This is a genomic window from Pseudomonas sp. SDO52101_S400, from assembly GCF_054071635.1.
Window position 1 is genome coordinate 42,312 of the sequence record NZ_JBSVWF010000028.1, and the last position, 19,975, is coordinate 62,286.

Sequence of the window (19,975 nt, forward strand, 5' to 3'; positions counted from 1 at the left end):
TGGAGGTGTTCGTTGGCAAATCGCCGCTAGTGTACCGGCCTCGTGACAATCGAGCAGGCAAAAAAGAAGGGCACCCGGTGCCCTTCTTTTCTCTGGCAGCCCTTACTGGGCCGACTTCTGCTTCAGTCGCTCGAGGATCGCGTTGGCGCTGCCCTCGTTCGGCGTGATGCCGGCGTCGCGCAGTTTGCGCTCCAGGTCGTTGCCGGTCGTGGCATCGGCCAGTTCGTCCTGAGCGTTCAGCTCGGCGGCACGTTGTTTTTGCTTCTCTTGCAGACGGTTCAAGGTGCCGACGGCGGTTTCCAGCTTGCCGTTGGCGCCGCCGCTGGCGATGGAGGCACTGACCTGCGCTTTCTGCACGCTTTCACGGGCCTTGGCCATGTCCACTTGCTGACGCAGGCTCTTGATTCGTGCTTCGGCCTTGTTGATGTCCTTGCGCATGTTTTCGGCGTAGGTGCCGAACTCGTCGCTCTGGGCTTTCTCGGTGGTCAGGTCGTTGGTCAGGGTCGAAATCGCTTCGGCCACTTCCATCGCCAGGTCTTCACGGCCGGCGTTCAGGGCGGAAACAGCCTTGGCTTCCAGGTCCTTGATCTTGGCGTCGTACTCGCTCACGCGGTCGGCGGACAGCTTGTGTTTGGCCATGATGGTGACCAGTTCGCGACGGGCGTTGGACAGGGCGCTGTCGGCGTCACGGATTTCCTGGTCGAGGATGCGCAGGGCCTGTTGGTCGACGATCGCTTCGCCGACTTCATTGGCGCCGCCGCGCAGAGCGGTGAACAACTTGTTCCAGATGGACTGAGTCATTGGATTTTCCCTGTTGATTACTTGAAGAAGTGTTCGAAGGCTTCGCTGGCGCGCTGCACGTTATCGACCAGGGTTTTGACCTCGGTGACCACGTTGGTCAGGCTCGAATCTGCACTCAGCGCGCCGAACATGTTGTAGACGGTCTGGCCGTTGGGCATGGTCTCGATGCCGATCGACGACAGCGGGAACATTTCCCGGCTGCGCAGGACGGCATCGTTGAACGTACGCACGTCGGTGATCGAATCGATGTCCACCAGCACGGTGTCGACGATGATCTGCTGACCCGCGATGGCGATGTGAATCGGCAGGCCGCCGAATTCGTTCATTTCCAGCTTGAGGCTGGGTTCGGAGCTCTGGATCAGGGACAGCGTGATCTCTTGCGATGCCACCTCGTCCAGTGCCTTGAAAGCGTTGTAGAGGCTATCGATGTTCCAGTTGTTGCCTGCGCTCATGTAATTCTCCGACATGAAAGAGCCAGCCAGAATCGGTTGGCGTAGCTGTTGCTCCATTTGCTTGAGCAAGCTTCGGTTTTCGGGAAGCACCCAAGTTTCGTGTTTCACATAACCGGCGGCTGCCAGGCCCGCGCGCATCTGCTTCATATAGAAGCTCGACGGTTTTTTCGCGGACGTTGTCGAGCGCACTCCCTTCGGGCTCTCCGATTTTGTTGCAGGGGAGTTGCTTTTCATGGCGATGACTCCGTTATGAACATCTCACGCGTGAGCCACACTACAACCAATTCAAAGTGCCATCAATGGCTCACGCGTGAGATTTTTTTTCGCGCACGGAAAAAGGCCCGCAACATGGCGGGCCTGGGTTTCCTGCGAAGGTTCGCGGACGAGGATTAACGGTTGGCCGCGAGGAATTCGTCTGCCGAGACCACACTGGCGTAGGCAAAGCCCAGCGACGACATGAATGCCGCGTGCACGTAGGCCGCCGGCACCGTCAGGCCATTGAATTCCAGATCGCGGGTGGCGCAGGCATCGTGGATCACCGTGACGGTGTAACCCAGATCCGCCGCCGCGCGGGCGACGCCATCGATGCACATGTGGCTCATGCTGCCGACGACTACCAGCTCCTTGATGTCTTGTTCATCGAGGATCGATTGCAGTTGCGTTTCGCGGAACGAGTTGACGAAGTGCTTGAGCACCACCGGTTCATCGGCGCGGTTGAGCACCTTGGAATGCAACTTGGCGCCCTCGGAGCCCGGGGTGAAAAACGGGGCATCCGCCGAGGTGAACTCGTGACGGATATGGATCACCGGTTCACCCGCTTCACGGAACGCAGCAATCAGTCGGGCGGCGTTGTCGGCGGCGGCGTCGACACCAGCCAGCGGCCACTTGCCTTGGGGGAAGTAGTCGTTCTGGATATCGACTACGATGAGTGCTTGCCTGGCCATGGGGTGTTTCCTCGAAGTGTTTGTTGGTGTGGAATCAGTATCGGCGCCGGCCACGTCTTCGAGGATTGGCCGCACCGACAATAGACAGGGGAAAACTGACAATGGGTGTTGAAAGGGCCGTTGCCGAATTGGGCGTACTGATTTATCCCGGTGCGCAACTGGCGGCGGTGCATGGCTTGACCGACCTGTTTGGTGTCGCCGACCGGATCGCGGTCGAGCATCAGGCCGCGCAATTGCCAAGGCTGCGGGTGAGTCACTGGCAGGTCGAGAAGGAGCAGGCGCCGGTCAGGGTCTACGACAGTCTTCCCGCTGACGAAGCAGGCATGCTGGCGGTGCTGATTCCACCGTCGATCGCCGGGTTCTGCGCAGAGCAGGCATCGCCGGGACTGCTGCAATGGTTGCGCGACCAGCATGGCCGGGGCGCGACGCTGGGCGGGGTTTGCGTCGGCTCGTGGCTGCTGGCCGAAAGCGGTCTGCTCAACGGTCGCAGCGCCACCACTCACTGGACCTCGGCCAAGGCCTTTGCCGAGCGCTATCCAGACATCAGGCTCAAGGCCGACACGCCGATTGTCGATGACGGTGACCTGATCACCACGGCCGGGCTCATGGCCTGGTCGGAGCTGGGGCTGCGGCTGGTCGATCGTCTGCTGGGGCCGAGTATCGCCAGCGCCACCGCGCGGTTCCTGGTAATGGAACACAGCGACAGTGCCAGTGCCTGCGGCAGCAATTTCGCGCCAATCCTCGGCCATGGCGATGCGTCGATTCTCAAGGTCCAGCACTGGCTGCAAAGCACCGGTGCGACTGACGTTTCACTGGCCTCGATGGCTGAGCGCTCGGGGCTGGAGGAGCGCACGTTCCTGCGTCGGTTCCGTGCCGCGACCGGCCTGAAACCCACCGAATACTGCCAGCACCTGCGGGTCGGCAAGGCGCGGGAGATGCTCGAGTTCACCAACGGCACCATCGATCACATCGCGTGGACGGTGGGTTATCAGGATCCGGGAGCGTTTCGCGCGATCTTCAAGAAAATCACCGGGCTGGCGCCGAGCGATTATCGGACGCGGTTTGGCGTGACGCCGCCGACGGTGCTGACGAGATAACGTCTGACGGTCGTGCAAAATGCCGGGGTCATGGCGGCAGTCGTGCAGATTGAAACGGGCGGGGTGCCAGTACCAAAAGGCTAATTCACTGATTTGCGTGGGGTTTCGCGCAGCCGCCGCTTGGCCTGATCTCTGCACCCTCTGACCTACATTCATCGAGCCGCAGGAAGGGGGACGCATGACCCCGACACCTCGCAACAAAATAGTGGTTGCCCATTCCGTACGCCCCGACGCGCCACAACACGAAGTACAGACCAACAAGGCGCTGGCCCGCTGGCTGGCGCAGATTCTCGGGCTGAAATTCGGCGGCAGCTACGATGCGCAAAAGCACCGCGGTCGCGACCTGTATCTGCTGCCGACCCAAACCATCGTCGGCGCCGCCAAGGCCCAGGAGCTGGGTATCAAGGGCCCCGAGGATCTGTGGGGCGGTTTCGTCGAGCACGATTTCATCTGCACCAAGGCCATCAGCCATGGCTTGCGCAGCCATCAGGCCCATGCCCCGCAAGGCTGGTCGCCGCTGTTTTCCGAACGCACGCGCACTGTCGTGCTCGACGGGTTCAGCGTGTTTGCCCTGGACGATGCGCGACCTGCCGCCGAGCATCTGTTGTACGGCGGGCCGACCCGTCTCAAGCCGATCCACGCCTGTGCCGGGCGCGGGCAGGAAGTGTTCAAGAGCCTCGATGCCTTCGACGAAATCCTCGCCCGACCCGAGGCTGGAAAACTGTTCAGCGATGGCGTGGTGCTTGAGCAGGACTTGAGTCAGGTGGTCACCCACAGCGTCGGCCAGTCGTTCATCGGCGACAAGGTCTTGAGTTACTGCGGTGATCAATACTTGACCAAAGACGCCCATGGCGAAGAGGTGTACGGCGGTTCGAACCTGCTGGTGGTGCAGGGCGGTTACGAGGAACTGCTGGCGCTGGATCTGCCCGACGACGCGCGTCTGGCAATCCAGCAGGCGCAGGTGTTCGACCGGGTGGCGGACGAAGCCTATCCGCGTTTCTATGCCTCGCGACGCAATTACGACATCGCCCAAGGCCTGGACAGCGAAGGCCGGCCGAGCAGTGGCGTACTCGAACAGTCCTGGCGCATGGGCGGCGCCAGCAGCGCTGAAGTGGCGGCGCTGCAAAGTTTCGTCAACGATCCGTCGATGCGGGCGATCCGCGTCTCGTCGGTGGAAACCTACATCGAGCAGGCCCTGCCGGCGGATGCCATCGAGGTCTATCGCGGGCCGGCCGAGAACAGTGACTTTCTCCTCAAATACGTAACGGTCAAATCCTATGACGGCTAGAAGCGAAAGCATTCAGATCGACATTGATGACGAACAGATGAGCGGGACCTTCCTCAGTCCCAAATCGAAAGTCCCCGGTGTGTTGTTCGTGCACGGCTGGGGTGGCAGTCAGGAGCGGGATCTGGAACGGGCCAAAGGCATCGCCGGCCTGGGCTGCGTGTGCCTGACGTTCGACCTGCGCGGGCACACCGGCGGTACGGGTATTCCGTTGAGCCGGGTCACCCGTGAAGACAATCTGCGTGACCTGCTGGCGGCCTACGACCGGCTGCTCGCCCACCCGGCACTGGACACCTCGGCCATCGCGGTGGTCGGCACCAGCTACGGTGGTTATCTGGCCGCGATCCTCACCTCATTGCGCCCGGTGCGCTGGCTGGCGCTGCGGGTGCCGGCGCTGTATCGCGATGAGCAATGGCACACACCCAAGCGCGATCTGGACAAGGCTGACCTGCGCGATTATCGCGGTACGCTGGTGCGCGCCGACAGCAACCGGGCGCTGCATGCCTGCTCGCAATTCACCGGTGACGTGCTGCTGGTGCAATCGGAAACCGACGACTACGTGCCTCACGCGACGATCATGAGTTACCGCGCCGCGTGCCAGCAGACTCACTCGCTGACGCACCGGATCATCGATGGCGCCGACCATGCCCTGAGTGATCCGACTTCGCAGCAGGCCTACACCTCGATCCTGGTCGACTGGATCACCGAGATGGTGGTGGGCGAACGGTTGAGCATCATTCAATCGAGCTGATCAAGGCTTGGGATTCTTCTCGATCCGCAACGCCTTGGCCTTGGCTTCCACCACCAGGTACATGACCACGGTGATCAGCAGCGGCAGCAGAAAATAGATCGCCCGATAGGCCAGCAACCCCGCGACCAGGCTGCCGCGCGAAGCCTCGTGTTGCAGCAGGGCGACGAACACCGCTTCCAGCACCCCGAGCCCGGCCGGAATGTGGGTGATGACCCCGGCAATCGCACTGATCAACAGCACGCCGAGCACCAGCGGATAGTCGAGCTTGCCTGGCAACAAGGTGAAAATCACTGCCGCCATCAGCGACCAGTTGAGCGCGCCGAGCAGCAATTGCAGGATCGCCATGCGCAGCGACGGCAGATTGATTTCCACTCCGCGAATCGACCACTCGCGCCGCCGGGAAAACTGGCAGGCGACCAGATAACCGACACTCAGCAACAGCAGCAAAACGCCGATGCCCTGCAACGCAGCACTGCTGACTTTCCAGCCCGGCGGCATGCTGACCAGGCCGCTGCTGAATACCGCGCCGGCGATGGTCATGTAGCCGAACCAGTTGGTGGCCAGGCTCAGGCCGAGGATCTTGGCGATGTTGCTTTTGCTCACGCCGAGTCGCGAATACAGCCGATAACGCATGGCGATCCCGCCAACCCACGCGCTCAGATTGAGGTTGAACGCGTAACTGATGATGCCCACCGGCAGGATCTGTTTCCACGTCAGGTCCTGACGGATGTAAGTGCGGCCGATCAGGTCGAAACTGGCGTACACCAGAAAGCTCAGCAGCGTCAGGCTCGAAGCGATGATCAGCGTACGAACCTTGAAATCGGCGAGGGTTTGCAGCACTTCGGCCCATTCAATGCGCTGGGCGAATAGCGTCAACAGGACGATCAGTGCGAGGAAAAACAGCAACGTCAGCGGACGCTTCCAGCGGCTCCAGCGAGACGTGGCCGCAGGCTTCGAATGTGTGGCGGCGGGAGCATCGGAACGGCTCATGAAGGGTCGCTGCCGGCAGTGTGGATGAAGGGTTTCAATCGGGGTTTGTGCGCGGGCAGCCAGCCGGCCACGGCCGGAAAATGACGCAGGAAGTGAAACACCAGAAAGCCCACGGTCATGTGCCAGAGACGTCCGCGCGGTGACTTGCTGGCGTCCATCGCTTTGCAGTGGTTGTTGCTCAGATCTTCGAGACGCTCAAACAGATGACCATTGAAGGCCCGGTCGCGGATCAGCACGTTGGCTTCCAGGTTCAACGACAGGCTCAGCGGATCGAGATTGCTCGACCCCACGGTGCTCCATTCTTCATCCACCAACGCGACCTTTCCGTGCAGCGGGCGCTCGCAATATTCGTGGATCTGCACCCCGGCCTTGAGCAGGTAGTCGTAGGTCATGCGCGCCGCGAGTTTGGCCACCAGCATGTCGGGCTGACCCTGCAGGATCAGCCGCACGTCGACGCCGCGCCGGGCCGCGTTACGCATCTCACGCAACAGGCGATAGCCAGGGAAAAAGTAGGCATTGGCGATCACTACCCGACGTTTCGCGCGTCGCAGCACCTGCAAGTAAACGTCTTCGATATCGGTGTGATGCTGATCGTTATCGCGAAATACCAGACGCACCTGACCGTCATGCTCGGTGAACGCCATCTGTGCCCGACGCTGGCGCCGGCGCTGCCACCAGAAGCGCGCCCGACCGGGACGACCGCTCTGCAGCAGGGCGAAATGATGGATGTCGGCCACCACCGGGCCCTGAACTTGCACCGCGTAATCCTGCTTCGCCTCGGGGCCGAAATCCGCCAGGTGATCGCCGGAAAAATTGATCCCGCCGATGAACGCAATCAGCCCGTCGACTACCACGATCTTGCGGTGTAGCCGGCGGAACCAGTTGGTGCGAAAACCGAGGCGTTTGGGAGCTGGGTCGAAAATCTGCAGGTGCACGCCGGCCTCGCTCAATGCGGTGAGATAACCGGTGCTCAATTCGCCGCAGCCGAAGCCGTCGAGACTGACGGTCGTGCGCACGCCACGCCGGGCCGCGTCGATCAGAATCTGCTGCAACTCGTTGCCGACCTTGTCTTCGAAAACGATGAAGGTCTCCAGCAGGATTTCACTCTTTGCCGCACGTATGGCGTCGAAGACCCTGGGGAAATATTGCTCGCCGTTTTCCAGCAGCTCGACGCGGTTATTGCCCTGCCAGCCATAGTCGACATCCACGTGGCCGGGTTCGCGGATCGGCGGGGTGAGGGCGATCGGTTCCACGGCGGATTTTTCCAGCGGCGCGCTGCTCATAGTTCGATCTCCACGGACAGCGGTACGTGATCAGACAGGTGTGACCAGGGTCGGTTGGCGAGCACCTTGGGTTGGCTGGCCTTGAGGTTGCGCACGTAGATCCGGTCCAGCCGCAGCGCCGGCCAGCGCGCCGGAAAACTGCGCGCCGGTTTGCCCTGATGTTCGGCAAACACTTCGTGCAGGCCACAAGGTTTGAGCAGTGAATCGGCGCGCTGGCGCCAGTCGTTGAAGTCGCCGGCGACGATGACCGGAGCATCGCTCGGCAGGTCGGCCAGGCACTTTCGAAGCAGTTTCAGCTGTGCGTTGCGATGATTTTCACGCAGCCCCAGATGAACGCAGATCGCATGCAGTTCCCGATCGTCTCCCGGCAGGCGCAACACGCAGTGCAGCAGTCCCCGGTTCTCATGACCACTGATGGAAACGTCGAGGTTGTCGTGGCGCACGATCTGGAATTTCGACAGCAGGGCGTTGCCGTGATCACCCTCCGGGTACACCGCGTTGCGTCCGTAGGCGAACTGCGGCCACAGGCTGTCGGCAAGGAATTCGTATTGCGGTACCGTCGGCCAATTGTTGTAGCGCTTGGGATGGTGTTCGTGGGTGCCGTGCACTTCCTGCAGGAACACCACGTCGGCGGACACGCTGCGGACCGCTTCGCGCAACTCGGGGAGGATGAAGCGGCGGTTCAGAGGGGTGAAGCCCTTGTGGGTGTTGACCGTCAGCACGGTAAAGCGGCGCACCGTGGTGCTGACGGTCGCCTGTTCGTCGGTTACGCCAACCGGCTCGGGCATGCTCATGACGGCATGCCCGCAGGGGTGTGGCGCTGTTCGCGCCAAGGGGCAGGGGCCCCCTTTGAGTCATCGATGCGAATCGCCGTCATGCCGCCCTCCTGTCGAAAGTCCTCGTACCGCCTCTGTCTGTTGGTGACTGCGGGCGGTTCGAGAAAGTTTCGGCGGGACTACGGACGGTCGGTATTCGCCGGATCAGTGGCCGGCAATGACGCGAGCAGAGCCTTCAGCGGGTTCGGCATACACCGGGCCCAGTCGGTCGAGGCGACCGCTCAACGCTGTCAGTGCCAATGCCACCAGCACCACCAGTCCGCCGATCCATGCGGTGTGGATCAGGCCGATGTGCTCGACAATCAACCCGCCACCCCAGGCACCACCGGCAATCCCGAGGTTAAACGCCGCAATGTTCAGCCCCGACGCCACATCGACGGCCTGCGGCGTGTGATGTTCTGCCTGACGCACCACATACACCTGCAAGCCCGGCACGTTGCCGAAGGCGACCGCGCCCCAGACCAGTACGGTGGCCAGCGCCAACCAGGGATTGCCGGCGGTGAAAGTGAGCACGAACAGCACGGCGGCGAGCAGGGCGAAGATGATTTTCAAGGCGCTGATCGGTCCGCGTTTGTCCGCCAGTTTGCCACCCCAGATATTGCCGACAGCCACCGACACGCCGTACACCAGCAGCACCAGGCTGACCGTACCGGCGCTGAAGCCTGAGATGTCCTGAAGAATCGGCGCCAGGTAAGTGAAGGCGATGAACGAGCCGCCATAACCGATGGCGGTCATGGCGTAGACCAGCAGCAGGCGCGGTTGCTTGAGCACCTGCAACTGTTGCAGCAGCGAAGCCGGTTTGCTGTGGGCGATGTTTTTCGGCACATACAGCAAACTGCCGATAAACGCGATGACACCCAGCGCCGACACGGCGAGGAAGGTTTCACGCCAGCCGAAATGCTGACCGATGAACGTGCCGAGCGGCACGCCGGTGACCAATGCCACGGTCAGGCCAGTGAACATGATCGCAATCGCGCTGGCGGCTTTTTCCTTGGGCACCAGGCTGGTGGCGATGGTCGAGCCGATGGAGAAGAACACGCCGTGGGCGAGGCCAGTGACGATCCGCGCCAGCACCAGCGACTCATAACTTGGCGCCAGCCAGGCCAGCAGGTTGCCGAGGGTAAACAGCACCATCAGCGACAGCAGCAACAGTTTGCGCGGGACTTTGCCGGTGAGCGCGGTCAGCACCGGCGCGCCGATGGCCACGCCCAGGGCGTAGAGACTCACCAGCAGGCCGGCGGACGGCAGACTGACGCCGAGATCGGCGCCGATGGTGGGAAGCAGGCCAACGATGACGAACTCGGTCGTCCCGATGGCAAATGCGCTGAGCGTCAGCGCGAGCAAGGCAATGGGCATGACAGCACTCCGGTTGAGGATTGAATGGAGCGCAGTGTCGGGGTTTGCCGGGAGTGGAAAAATACAGGGATGGGCATTTGATATTTGACCTGGGGGCAAAGATCAAACGCTGGCCTCAAGGCGTTCTCAAGCTCAATGTCGAATCAGTTTGTTGCGCACCTGTTCCATGGAAAGCTGATCCAGCTCCAGCCAGACCTGCTGCTTGCCGGCGACTTCGGCGGCCACCGGCAAACCGTCGCGATACACCAGCCGATTGCTCGCCAGTGCCGGAACTTTCGCCCCCGGCAACAAGGTTCCGGCGAGATTCAGCGGATCCACGCCGCACACCGCGATCAGGCCGCCGTCAGGAGGGCGACGGCGCACTTCGCGCAGCAGAGGAATTGCCTCGGGCAGGGCGAATTGTTCGCCGGCGAGGCCACTGACAAACCGCCCGCCACGAATCTCGCCCCGGGCCTCCAGCCGGTGGAACGTGCGCAGCAGTTCGCGCCAGCTCGGCAGCCAGTCGGCTTCGCGTTCCAACAGGCGCCAGAACACCACGCCGTAACGGCGCAACAGAGTCATGGCGATGTGTTCGAGGGTTTCGGGCGACGCTGTCTGGCTGTTCTCCACAACCGGCCCACGACGCAACAACGCCCAGCGCCCGGCATCGTCCATGCCACCGACAAAGGCTCCGCGCCCGCGCCGACTGCTGCGTTGCTGGCGCTTGCTCGCCGGAGTGATCAGCGCTCGCAACCCGGCAAAGCTGTCGGCATTCACCAGACCGGCGCCGACCAGTTCCTGCAAGGCGATTTCCAGTTCCGTGCGCAGCAGGTGCGCTTCATGAATCAGCTCATCGAAAAACAGCGCACCGTGCTGGCTGAGGGCTTCGAAGACTTTCTGTGTCTTGGGTGACAGTTCGCTGACCGGTGTCTGCTCGGCCAGTGCGCTCCACAACCCGACCTGAGTGCGCGGCAACAGCACAACGGGTGTACTGCGCAGCGCCGTGCCGCTGGTTTTCTGCCGGGCGCTGAGGCGTGTCCACACCAGTTTGCCGCTGCGGCACAAATCGTCCAGCCAGCCCGGGGAATAGTCCTTGAGCCGCGCCGGAAGAATGTCGCTGTCCCACGCCGAAGCGGCTGCCGGATAGCCTTCGAACTGTCCGACAATCGCCGGCAATACGGCGCTGCCCTGACCACGGGTGGACGGGGACAGGTGCTGCCAGTCGAACAGGAAACGCATGAAATCCTGCAACGCCACCGGTTCGATTTCCCGGCGCAGGCGCTTCACCGTGTAGCGATGAATTCGCGCGAGCAGATGCCGTTCGCACCATTCTTCAATGGTCAGACCTGGCGTGAACCGCCCGCGCAGTACATAGCCTTCGCGTTCCAGTCGGGCGAGGGCTTGATGGACGTGAGCGGGTGGCAATGACAGCGGCTGGGCTATGGCCTCCAATGGCAGCGGGCCGAATGCACTCAGCCGTGCGCGGATGACTTCCACCAAGGCATCCTCGGCGGCCCAGACCTCATCGAAGCCGGGTAGCGCTGGCAGGGCCGAAGTGGCCTGTGGATAAAGTGCTTGAAGACAGGTCAGACGTTCTCTTGCCAGCCACAGTGAATGGTCGGGATTGATCTGCAATCGGCAGGTTCGCCCTGTCTCGGCCAAGGCATTCAGCCAATCGCGCCAATGCGGATTGGCTTCGGCTTCACGGTCGCTGATGCAGGCCAGGCTCATCAGCGCTTCGTGCATTTCATCGGCGCTGTTCGGCGTCGGCCAGGCTTCTTCGCGCACAGCGTTGATCGCATCGGCGTCCAGCGCGCCGAGGTCATCGGTGGATTGCGGATCGCTCCAGCGGCGGTTGAGCACAGCCTGGGTGCGACGCTCTTCCAGCGGTGCGTCGTCGAGAAACGTGTAGGGGCGGGCGCTGAGGATTTCCGCCGCCAGCGGCGAGGGCGCCGGAAGGTCACGGGCAATCAGGCGCACTTCGCCGCACTCCATGCGCCGAAGCAATTGCAGCCAGCCCTCGCTGTCCATCGCCTCGTGCAGGCAATCGTCGAGGGTCTGTTCCACCAGCGGATGCTCGGGAATTTCCCGTTCGCCGGCGAGGTTTTCCAGGCACGCGATCTGGTCCGGAAACACGCTGGCGATCAGGTCTTCACTTTTCATCCGCTGCAACTGTGGCGCGACTTTTCGCCCGCCGGTAAAACGGGGCAGGGCCAGCGCCACCCCGGCGTTCCAGCGCCAGCGCACACCGAACAGCGGCGCATCCAGCACCGCTTGAATCAGGATGTGCTCGGCGCTGTTGCTGTGCAGGTAACGCCAGACGTCGTCGAGTTCGAAACTGTGGCTGGTGGACAGCGACAGCACGATCGCGTCTTCGCTGGCGGCGGCCTGCAATTCGAAATTGAAAGTGCGGCAGAAGCGCTTGCGCAGGGCCAGGCCCCAGGCGCGGTTGATCCGACTGCCGAATGGCGAATGAATGATCAGTTGGGTGCCGCCGGACTCGTCGAAAAAGCGCTCCATCAGCAGCGTGTTCTGGGACGGCAGGGCGCCGAGAGCAAGGCGGGCTCGGGCCAGATAATCCACAAGCTGTTCGGCGCTGGCCAGATTCAGTCCCAGGGTCGCGGTCAGCCAGTCGAGGGCCGGTTGCAGATCGCCGGGGCTGGCGCTGAGCAATTGATCGAGCTGCGCCTGCAGGCGTGCCACGGCCATCGACAATTCGGCGCTGCGACCGGGCGCCTCGCCGAGCCAGAACGGAATGGTCGGCGGCAGGCCCCGAGCATCCTCGACCCGCACCTTGCCGGTTTCCACCCGCAGGATTCGGTAGGAGGTGTTGCCGAGCTGGAACACATCGCCGGCAATGCTTTCCACGGCGAAGTCTTCGTTGACGCTGCCGATGTTCAGGCCCTGGGGTTCCAGCAGCACGCTGTAGTCGGCGTTGTCCGGGATGGTGCCGCCGCTGGTCACGGCCGTCAGCCGTGCGCCGCGTCGTCCGCGCAGAGTGCGGCTCACGGCGTCGCGATGCAGGTAGGCGCTGCGGATGCCCTGACGACCGTTGTAGCCCTCGGCGAGCATGGTCAGCAGTGCCTGATAATGTTTTTCGTCGAGGCGGGCGTAGGGCTCGGCCCGACGGAACAGCGCGAGCAAATCAACTTCAGTCCATTCCTGACAACTGACCTCGGCGATGATCTGCTGCGCCAGCACATCCAGCGGCGCTTCGGGAATGTGCAGGGTGTCGAGTTCGCCCCGGCGTACGCAGTCGAGCAGGGCGGCGCATTCGATCAAATCGTCGCGGGTGGTGGCAAACAAGCGTCCCTTGGGGGTGCCGCCGACCTGGTGTCCGGAGCGGCCGACCCGTTGCAGAAAACCGGCAATCGAACGCGGCGAGGCGATCTGGCATACGAGGTCGACTTCGCCGATATCGATCCCCAGTTCCAGTGAGGCGGTGGCGATCAGCACTTGCAACTCGCCACGCTTGAGCCGCTGCTCGGCGTCGAGGCGAAATTCCTTGGCCAGACTGCCGTGGTGCGCTGCCACCGCATGCTTGCCGAGGCGTTCGCTGAGGTGGCGGCTCAAGCGTTCGGCCAGGCGCCGGGTGTTGACGAAAATCAGCGTGGTGCGGTGTTCTCGGGCCAACACGGCGAGGCGGTCGTAGACCAACTCCCAGACGTCATTGGCCATCACGGCTGACAACGGCACCGGCGGCACTTCGATGCCCAGATCCCGTGGGCGCGCGTGGCCGATGTCGATGATTTCGCACGGGCGATCATGGCCGACCAGAAAGCGTGCGACGGCATCGATCGGTTTCTGCGTGGCCGACAGGCCGATGCGGGTCAGCGGTTCCGAGCACAACGCCTGTAATCGTTCGAGGCTCAAGGCCAGGTGGCTGCCACGTTTGCCGGCGGCGATGGCGTGGATTTCGTCGACGATCACCGTGCGCGTGGTGCCGAGCATTTTGCGTCCGGACTCGGAACCGAGCAGCACGTAGAGCGATTCCGGGGTGGTCACCAGAATGTGCGGCGCGCTCTTGCGCATGGCGGCACGGTCTTTTTGCGGGGTGTCGCCGGTGCGTACGGCGGTGGTGATTTCCAGTGGCGGCAGGTCCATTTGCCGTAACTGGTCGGTTATCCCGGCCAGAGGATTCTGCAGGTTGATGCGGATATCGTTGGACAACGCCTTGAGCGGCGAAACGTAGACCACCAGGGTTTCGTCCGGCAGGCCGCCCGCGGTTTCCAGGCCTCGGTGGACCAGATCGTCCAACACGGCGAGGAATGCGGTGAGGGTCTTGCCGGAGCCGGTGGGCGCGGCGATCAGCGTCGAGCGGCGCTGGCGGATCAACGGCCATGCGCGGGCCTGGGCGGCGGTGACCGTCGCGAATGTGCGGCTGAACCAGGCGCTGACAGCGGGGTGGAAGCCTGCCAGGGCCGCGTCCTTGGGGAGGGGCAGATTCATGTCTGCAGTTATGCGGGTGGGCGGGCGAAGTTGCAAGTACCGCTGGGGATCTACACTTTACGGGTGACGGTTGCGCACTAAACCCGCAAAATGCAACGATTCCGGCAATTATCGACGACGGTGCCACGAGCATCGTCGCTAAAGCCATCGTTCCAATCAGACTGGGCCTGCTGACTCTATGCGAATGCGCCTTATGTTACTGGGCGGCGGAAATGCCCTTGGGCAGGCGCTGATTCGCCTCGGTGCGGAGGAAGACATCGGTTTCCTCGCCCCCCGCCCGCCCGAAGACGGCTGGGATGCCGCGAGCCTGACACAACTGCTCGACGACACCCGTCCCGATGCGTTGATCAACCTTGCCTACTATTTCGACTGGTTCCAGGCCGAGACCGTCAGCGAAAGCCGTCTGTCGGGCCAGGAACGCGCCATCGAGCGTCTGGCTGAACTGTGCCAGCACCACAACATCGTGCTGGTGCAACCATCCAGCTACCGGGTATTCGACGGTTCCCGTGCCACCGCCTACAGCGAAAAGGACGAGCCAGTGCCGTTGGGCCTGCGTGGTCAGGCGCTGTGGCGAATCGAGCAGAGCGTGCGGGCCACGTGCCCGCAACACGTGCTGCTGCGTTTCGGCTGGTTGTTGGATGACAGCCCGGAAGGCATCCTTGGCCGCTTCCTCGCTCGTGCTGAAAAGCCGGACGAATTGCTGCTGGCCGACGACCGTCGCGGCAATCCGACCCCGGTCGACGATGCGGCCCGGGTGATCATCTCGGTACTCAAACAACTCGATTGCGCCGCGCCGCTGTGGGGCACTTATCACTACGCCGGCCACGAGGCGACCACGCCGCTGGCGCTGGGTCAGGCGATTCTCACCGAGGCGCGCAGCCTGCATCCGCTGGCGATTGAAGAGCCGACCGCCCAGGCCCACGCCGCGCGTGAGGATGCCGCTGAAGAACCGCAACATGCGGTGCTGGCCTGCAAGAAAATTCTGCACACTTTCGGGATCAAGCCGCGCGCCTGGCGTGCCGCGCTCCCGGGCTTACTGGATAGGTTTTATCGTCATGGCTGAAGGCCCTGTTTTAATCACTGGCGGCGCCGGTTTCATCGGTTCGCACCTGACAGACGCGTTGCTCGCCAACGGCCATTCGGTACGGATCCTCGATGACCTGTCGACCGGCAAACGCAGCAACCTGCCGCTGGACAATCCCAAGGTCGAACTGATCGTCGGCGACGTCGCCGATGCCGCTCTGGTCGCCCAGGCGATGCTGGGTTGCAGCGCGGTCGCGCACCTGGCCGCCGTGGCGTCGGTGCAGGCGTCGGTGGATGATCCGGTGAAGACTCACCAGAGCAATTTCATCGGCACGCTCAATGTCTGCGAAGCCATGCGCGAAGCCGGAGTGAAGCGCGTGCTGTTCGCCTCCAGCGCCGCGGTCTACGGCAACAACGGCGAGGGCGAGTCGATCGACGAAGACACGCCGAAAGCGCCATTGACGCCGTATGCATCGGACAAACTGGCCGGCGAGCAGTACTTCGATTTCTATCGTCGCCAGCACGGTCTGGAGCCGGTGATCTTTCGCTTCTTCAACATTTTCGGCCCGCGTCAGGATCCGTCCTCGCCGTACTCCGGCGTGATCAGCATCTTCAGTGAGCGTGCGCAGAAAGGCCTGCCGATCACCGTGTTCGGCGATGGCGAGCAGACCCGGGATTTCATGTACGTCGAAGATCTGGTCGACGTGCTGGTGCAGGCCCTGGAAAAACCTGAAGCGCAAGTCGGCGCGGTGAACGTCGGCTGGAACCAGGCGACCAATCTCAAGCAGATGCTGGCCGCGCTGGAAACTGTGGTCGGTGAGCTGCCGCCGGTCAGCTACGGCCCGGCGCGCTCCGGTGACATCCGTCATTCGCGGGCCAACAACGGTCGATTGCTTGAGCGCTTCAAGTGCCCTGCGCAAACGCCGATGAGCGTTGGTCTGGCCCGTTTGCTTGGGCGCGGTTGAAAAAGCCCCTCACCCTAACCCTCTCCCAGTGGGAGAGGGGACTGACCGAGGTGGATGTTCGAGATACGCCGACGTGAAAGTCCGAGTCGATCTCAGATTTCGAGCAACATACAAATTGGCTCTCTTTCCCCTCTCCCCCTTGGGGCGGTCCGACGTTTCGGGAGGGCTGGGGTGAGGGGGAGCGATCGCAAGCACACAACCTATCTCAAGCAGACATGAAAAAGGCGCCTTTTGACAGGCGCCTTTTTCACGGCCGGAAATCCGATTTCAAACACATTTCCTGTAGCGAGGGAGCTTGCTCCCCGGTCGATTGCGTAACATCGCCGTCAGTTCTGAGTCTGCCCGCCACCAAGCCTCATTCACCACCACGTGAACGTTCTTTGATTGCTCGCTTAGAACTTGTAGCCCAGACCGACCATGTACACAAATGGATCGACATCAACATTCACTTTTGCGCGAGTGCCCGGCGCTACGGCGTTGTTCTCGACGGTGGCTCGGGTGTCGATGTCGATGTAGCGCACCTGGGCGTTGAGCATGATGTTGTCGGTCAGCATGTAGTCGGCACCGACCTGCCAGGCCAGGCCCCAGGAGTTTTTCGCCTTGAAGTTGCTGAAGCCGTTGGACTGGGCTTCGCTGCCGACGTGCTCGTCGTAGATCCAGGTGTAGTTGATGCCGCCGCCGATGTACGGCTGGAACGCCGACTTCGCATCCAGCGGGTAGTACACGACGCTCAGGGTTGGCGGCAGGTGTTTCAGGGTGCCGAGCTTGCCGTTGGCGGCTGGCAGTGCGGTGCCCTTGAGCTTCACGTCATGCTCGAACGGCGAGGCGGCCAACAGCTCGATACCGATGTTGTTGGTCAGCATGTAGGCGAAGTTCAGGCCCAGTTGGGTGTCGCTGCTCATGGTCGCCTTGCCGCCCAGGTTGGTGCCGCTCAGCGGACCCTGATCGACCTTGACGCTGGAGCTGTCGGCCTTCGGGTTGACGGTGATCGCACCGGCACGAACGATGATGTCGCCGGCTTCGTGGGCGTGGGCGAGCGGGGCTGCGAGCGCGAGGGCAAACAGCGAAGCGCTGAGCAAGGACTTGTTCATGGAAGCTCCCAAAGGACGTTAAAAATGTTTGATGCCCTATGGTACGAATCCGTCTGATACGGTCTTTTGACTCAGCTCAATGAAACAGTGATGGGTGTTTTTTTTGTAGAACCTTTGCTCGCGAAGCCGATTGGGCGGGCTATAACTGATTGCCGGATTTACTCCGGCAGTTCGTAGACGTAAATCTTGTCTGCGTCCATCTGATACCCGGCATCGGCCAGTTCGCTGGTGGACGCCTTGACCTGCAACGGCCCCTCGACCCAGTACGGCTGATACAGTTCGTCGAGTTTCACGCCGACCGCGCTTTTCACATGCACGATCTGGTTCGACGGCGGTGGCGGCACGTGGATGCAGGCGCCGAAATACGGCACCAGCAGGAAGTCCGTGGTGCGGCCTTCCTCGCTGACTTCCAGCGGCACGATGTAGCCCGGCAGGCGAATGTTCTGACCGTCGAGGCTTTGCACCACCGGCGCGTTGGGCATGTCTTGCTTGGCGGCTGGCGCGGATTCGGCCGACAGCGCGTCGCTCATCTTCGACAAGTCATGCAGCGGCGTCATGTTCGGCACTTCGGGCGCCGCGTCCGGCGGGATCATCTCCGACCAGGTCAGGTCTTTCGGTGCCGCCGCCCAGACGGGCAGGGCGACCAGCAACAGCAGCGCAAGGACAGCGCGGGGCATGGTGAACATCCTCATAAACGGATCGACAGGCCATCGGCCAATGATTGGCGATACGCGCGCCAGGCCGGCACGCTGCCCATCAGCAGCGCGGCAGCCAGAATGCCACCGAGCAGCGTCCATTCATACTCGCTTGGCCATGCCAGCGGCAGATACAAGCCGTAATTGGCCTGCACATAACCCTGTGCCGCGGCGATGCCGATGTACAGCAACGCCAGTCCGGCGATCACCCCGGTCAGTGCCAGAGCAAACGCCTCCAGCACCAGCAGGCTCGCGATGTGCCACGGTCGCGCGCCCACCGAACGCAGGATCGCCATTTCGCGGCGACGCTCGTTGAGGCTGGTGAGAATCGCGGTGAGCATGCCGATCAGCCCGGTCAGCACCACGAACAGCGAGACCACGAACAGCGCTTTTTCGGCGGTGCTCATCAGGCTCCACAACTCTTGCAAGGCCACGCCCGGCAGGATCGCCAGCATCGGCTCGCCACGGAATTCGTTGATTTCCCGTTGCAGCGCGAAGGTCGAGATCTTGCTGTTGAGGCCGAGCATGAACGCGGTGATCGCTTGCGGCGTCAGGTCCATGTTGCGTGCCTGATCGGCGCTGATCCGCCCGTTGCCACGGGCCGGCACCCCGTTGTGCCAGTCGATGTGGATCGCCTCCATGCCGCCGAGGCTGATGTGCAGCGTGCGGTCCACCGGCGTGCCGGTGCGCTTGAGAATGCCGACCACGGTGAACGGTTTGTCGTCGTGCTTGACCAGACTGATCGCCGCCACGCCGTGGGCCAGTACCAGTTTGTCGCCGAGCTTGTAATGCAGGGCCTCGGCCACTTCGGCACCGAGCACTACTTCGAACGGATCGGTAGCGAAGGCGCGGCCGTCGGCCAGTTCCAGATGCTGCTGGCGGCCATATTGGTAGTGCTCGAAATAGGTTTCGGTGGTGCCCATCACCCGGTAGCCGCGATGTGAATCGCCGAGGGACATCGGGATCGCCCACTTCACCTTCGGGTTGCTGGCGAAGTGTTCGAAGCTGTCCCAGCGGATGTTGTTGGTGGCGTTGCCGATGCGGAACACCGAATACAGCAGCAGGTTCACCGAACCTGAACGGGCGCCGACGATCAGGTCGGTGCCGCTGATGGTGCTGGCGAAACTGGCCTTGGCTTCGGTGCGCACCCGCTCCACTGCCAGCAGCAGGCAGACGGAGAGGGCGATGGCGAAAGCGGTGAGCAGGGCGGTGAAGCGGCGGTTGGCGAGGCTGGCCATGGCCAGACGGAACAGATACATCTCAGACCTCGGCAGACGTGGCGGCGCGATTGAGTTCGGCCAGGGACAGGTGACGGTCGAACAGCGGCGCCAGGCTCTGGTCGTGGCTGACGAACAACAGGCTCGACCCGGCCTCACGGCACTCGGCGAACAACAGGCGAATGAAGTTTTCCCGGGCGTCGAAATCCAGCGCCGAGGTCGGCTCGTCTGCGATCACCAGTTCCGGCTGACCGATCAGTGCACGTGCAGCGGCAACCCGTTGCTGTTGACCGATCGACAGCGAGTCGGCGCGACGCCCAAGAATGCTTTCATCCTTCAAGCCCAAGTGAGCAAGCAACGTGGCCGCTGCTTGATCCACGCTGCCGTGACGTTGCTTCGCGCGCTCGGCACGCAGTTTTGAGAAGTGGCACGGCAGCTCGACGTTCTCGCGCACCGAGAGAAACGGCAGCAGGTTGAACTGCTGAAAGATGTAGCCAGTGTGATCGACGCGAAAGCGATCGCGAGCGCCGGCACCCAGCTCGGTCAGCTCCTGGCCGAGCAGACGAATGCTGCCGCGACCGGGCTTCTGCACCCCGCCCAGCAGGCCGAGCAGGGTGGTCTTGCCGCTGCCGCTGGGGCCCTTGAGGAACAGGGTTTCACCCGGTTCCAGACGAAACGCCGGGATGTCCAGCAGCGGCGGGTGACCGGGCCAGTTGAAGCCCAGGTCGGACAGTTCGATGAGTGCTTGGGTCATGGTGCCG

17 protein-coding genes are annotated in these 19,975 nt (G+C 62.6%); 5 read left to right on the plus strand and 12 right to left on the minus strand.

Annotation, left to right across the window (positions count from 1 at the left end; all coding sequences use genetic code 11):
* Positions 1-102: 102 nt before the first annotated feature.
* From ACW9HX_RS15735 to ACW9HX_RS15745, 3 genes are all read right to left on the minus strand, one after another.
* Positions 103-801: a PspA/IM30 family protein gene (locus ACW9HX_RS15735; RefSeq protein ID WP_273538177.1), complete on the minus strand. Its 699-nt coding sequence runs from the start codon at positions 799-801 to the stop codon at positions 103-105.
* A 17-nt stretch (positions 802-818) separates the two neighbouring features.
* On the minus strand, positions 819-1,487 hold the full coding sequence (locus ACW9HX_RS15740) for a YjfI family protein (RefSeq protein ID WP_192559110.1): 669 nt from the start codon (positions 1,485-1,487) through the stop codon (positions 819-821).
* 155 nt (positions 1,488-1,642) lie between these two features.
* Positions 1,643-2,197, minus strand: a complete 555-nt coding sequence (locus tag ACW9HX_RS15745; protein ID WP_457381304.1) for a cysteine hydrolase family protein — start codon at positions 2,195-2,197, stop codon at positions 1,643-1,645.
* A 101-nt stretch (positions 2,198-2,298) separates the two neighbouring features.
* Here ACW9HX_RS15745 and ACW9HX_RS15750 point away from each other — a divergent pair, with 101 nt between their 5' ends.
* The 3 genes from ACW9HX_RS15750 to ACW9HX_RS15760 all read left to right on the plus strand — a co-directional run bounded on the left by ACW9HX_RS15750 (position 2,299) and on the right by ACW9HX_RS15760 (position 5,330).
* On the plus strand, positions 2,299-3,294 hold the full coding sequence (locus tag ACW9HX_RS15750; protein WP_457381305.1) for a GlxA family transcriptional regulator: 996 nt from the start codon (positions 2,299-2,301) through the stop codon (positions 3,292-3,294).
* A 178-nt stretch (positions 3,295-3,472) separates the two neighbouring features.
* The gene (locus tag ACW9HX_RS15755; protein WP_457381306.1) at positions 3,473-4,582 is read left to right on the plus strand and encodes a DUF3182 family protein; all 1,110 of its coding nucleotides are present in this window, start codon (positions 3,473-3,475) and stop codon (positions 4,580-4,582) included.
* The gene (locus ACW9HX_RS15760) at positions 4,572-5,330 is read left to right on the plus strand and encodes an alpha/beta hydrolase family protein (RefSeq protein WP_457381307.1); all 759 of its coding nucleotides are present in this window, start codon (positions 4,572-4,574) and stop codon (positions 5,328-5,330) included. The genes ACW9HX_RS15755 and ACW9HX_RS15760 overlap by 11 nt, the downstream gene beginning before the upstream one ends.
* On the opposite strand, the gene ACW9HX_RS15765 is transcribed toward ACW9HX_RS15760, so the two are convergent.
* The 5 genes from ACW9HX_RS15765 to ACW9HX_RS15785 form a co-directional block, all read right to left on the minus strand.
* Positions 5,331-6,320 (minus strand): lysylphosphatidylglycerol synthase domain-containing protein, encoded by a 990-nt coding sequence (locus tag ACW9HX_RS15765; protein ID WP_457381308.1) that lies wholly within the window; start codon positions 6,318-6,320, stop codon positions 5,331-5,333.
* The gene (gene clsB, locus ACW9HX_RS15770) at positions 6,317-7,603 is read right to left on the minus strand and encodes a cardiolipin synthase ClsB (RefSeq protein ID WP_457381309.1); all 1,287 of its coding nucleotides are present in this window, start codon (positions 7,601-7,603) and stop codon (positions 6,317-6,319) included. The genes ACW9HX_RS15765 and clsB overlap by 4 nt, the downstream gene beginning before the upstream one ends.
* Entirely contained in the window at positions 7,600-8,397 is a 798-nt protein-coding gene (locus ACW9HX_RS15775) for an endonuclease/exonuclease/phosphatase family protein (RefSeq protein ID WP_457381310.1), read from the minus strand. The genes clsB and ACW9HX_RS15775 overlap by 4 nt, the downstream gene beginning before the upstream one ends.
* A gap of 186 nt (positions 8,398-8,583) precedes the next feature.
* Positions 8,584-9,795: an MFS transporter gene (locus tag ACW9HX_RS15780; RefSeq protein ID WP_457381311.1), complete on the minus strand. Its 1,212-nt coding sequence runs from the start codon at positions 9,793-9,795 to the stop codon at positions 8,584-8,586.
* A 132-nt stretch (positions 9,796-9,927) separates the two neighbouring features.
* The gene (locus ACW9HX_RS15785) at positions 9,928-14,223 is read right to left on the minus strand and encodes a DEAD/DEAH box helicase (RefSeq protein WP_457381312.1); all 4,296 of its coding nucleotides are present in this window, start codon (positions 14,221-14,223) and stop codon (positions 9,928-9,930) included.
* Between the two features lie 178 nt (positions 14,224-14,401).
* Between ACW9HX_RS15785 and ACW9HX_RS15790 the strand changes: the two genes are divergently transcribed.
* Both ACW9HX_RS15790 and ACW9HX_RS15795 read left to right on the plus strand, forming a co-directional pair.
* A complete protein-coding gene (locus ACW9HX_RS15790; RefSeq protein WP_114885813.1) occupies positions 14,402-15,286 on the plus strand; it encodes a sugar nucleotide-binding protein in 885 nt (294 codons plus the stop codon).
* Positions 15,279-16,211: an NAD-dependent epimerase/dehydratase family protein gene (locus tag ACW9HX_RS15795; protein ID WP_457381313.1), complete on the plus strand. Its 933-nt coding sequence runs from the start codon at positions 15,279-15,281 to the stop codon at positions 16,209-16,211. Before ACW9HX_RS15790 ends, ACW9HX_RS15795 begins: the two co-directional genes overlap by 8 nt.
* Before the next feature lie 392 nt (positions 16,212-16,603).
* On the opposite strand, the gene ACW9HX_RS15800 is transcribed toward ACW9HX_RS15795, so the two are convergent.
* From ACW9HX_RS15800 to ACW9HX_RS15815, 4 genes are all read right to left on the minus strand, one after another.
* Positions 16,604-17,302, minus strand: coding sequence for an OmpW/AlkL family protein (locus ACW9HX_RS15800; RefSeq protein WP_007955593.1), 699 nt, complete (start codon positions 17,300-17,302; stop codon positions 16,604-16,606).
* A 158-nt stretch (positions 17,303-17,460) separates the two neighbouring features.
* Positions 17,461-17,979, minus strand: coding sequence for a DUF3299 domain-containing protein (locus ACW9HX_RS15805; protein ID WP_457381314.1), 519 nt, complete (start codon positions 17,977-17,979; stop codon positions 17,461-17,463).
* An 11-nt stretch (positions 17,980-17,990) separates the two neighbouring features.
* Complete coding sequence (locus ACW9HX_RS15810) at positions 17,991-19,256, minus strand: ABC transporter permease (protein ID WP_457381315.1); 1,266 nt, start codon at positions 19,254-19,256, stop codon at positions 17,991-17,993.
* A gap of 1 nt (position 19,257) precedes the next feature.
* Positions 19,258-19,968, minus strand: coding sequence for an ABC transporter ATP-binding protein (locus ACW9HX_RS15815; RefSeq protein WP_457381316.1), 711 nt, complete (start codon positions 19,966-19,968; stop codon positions 19,258-19,260).
* Positions 19,969-19,975 lie beyond the last annotated feature (7 nt).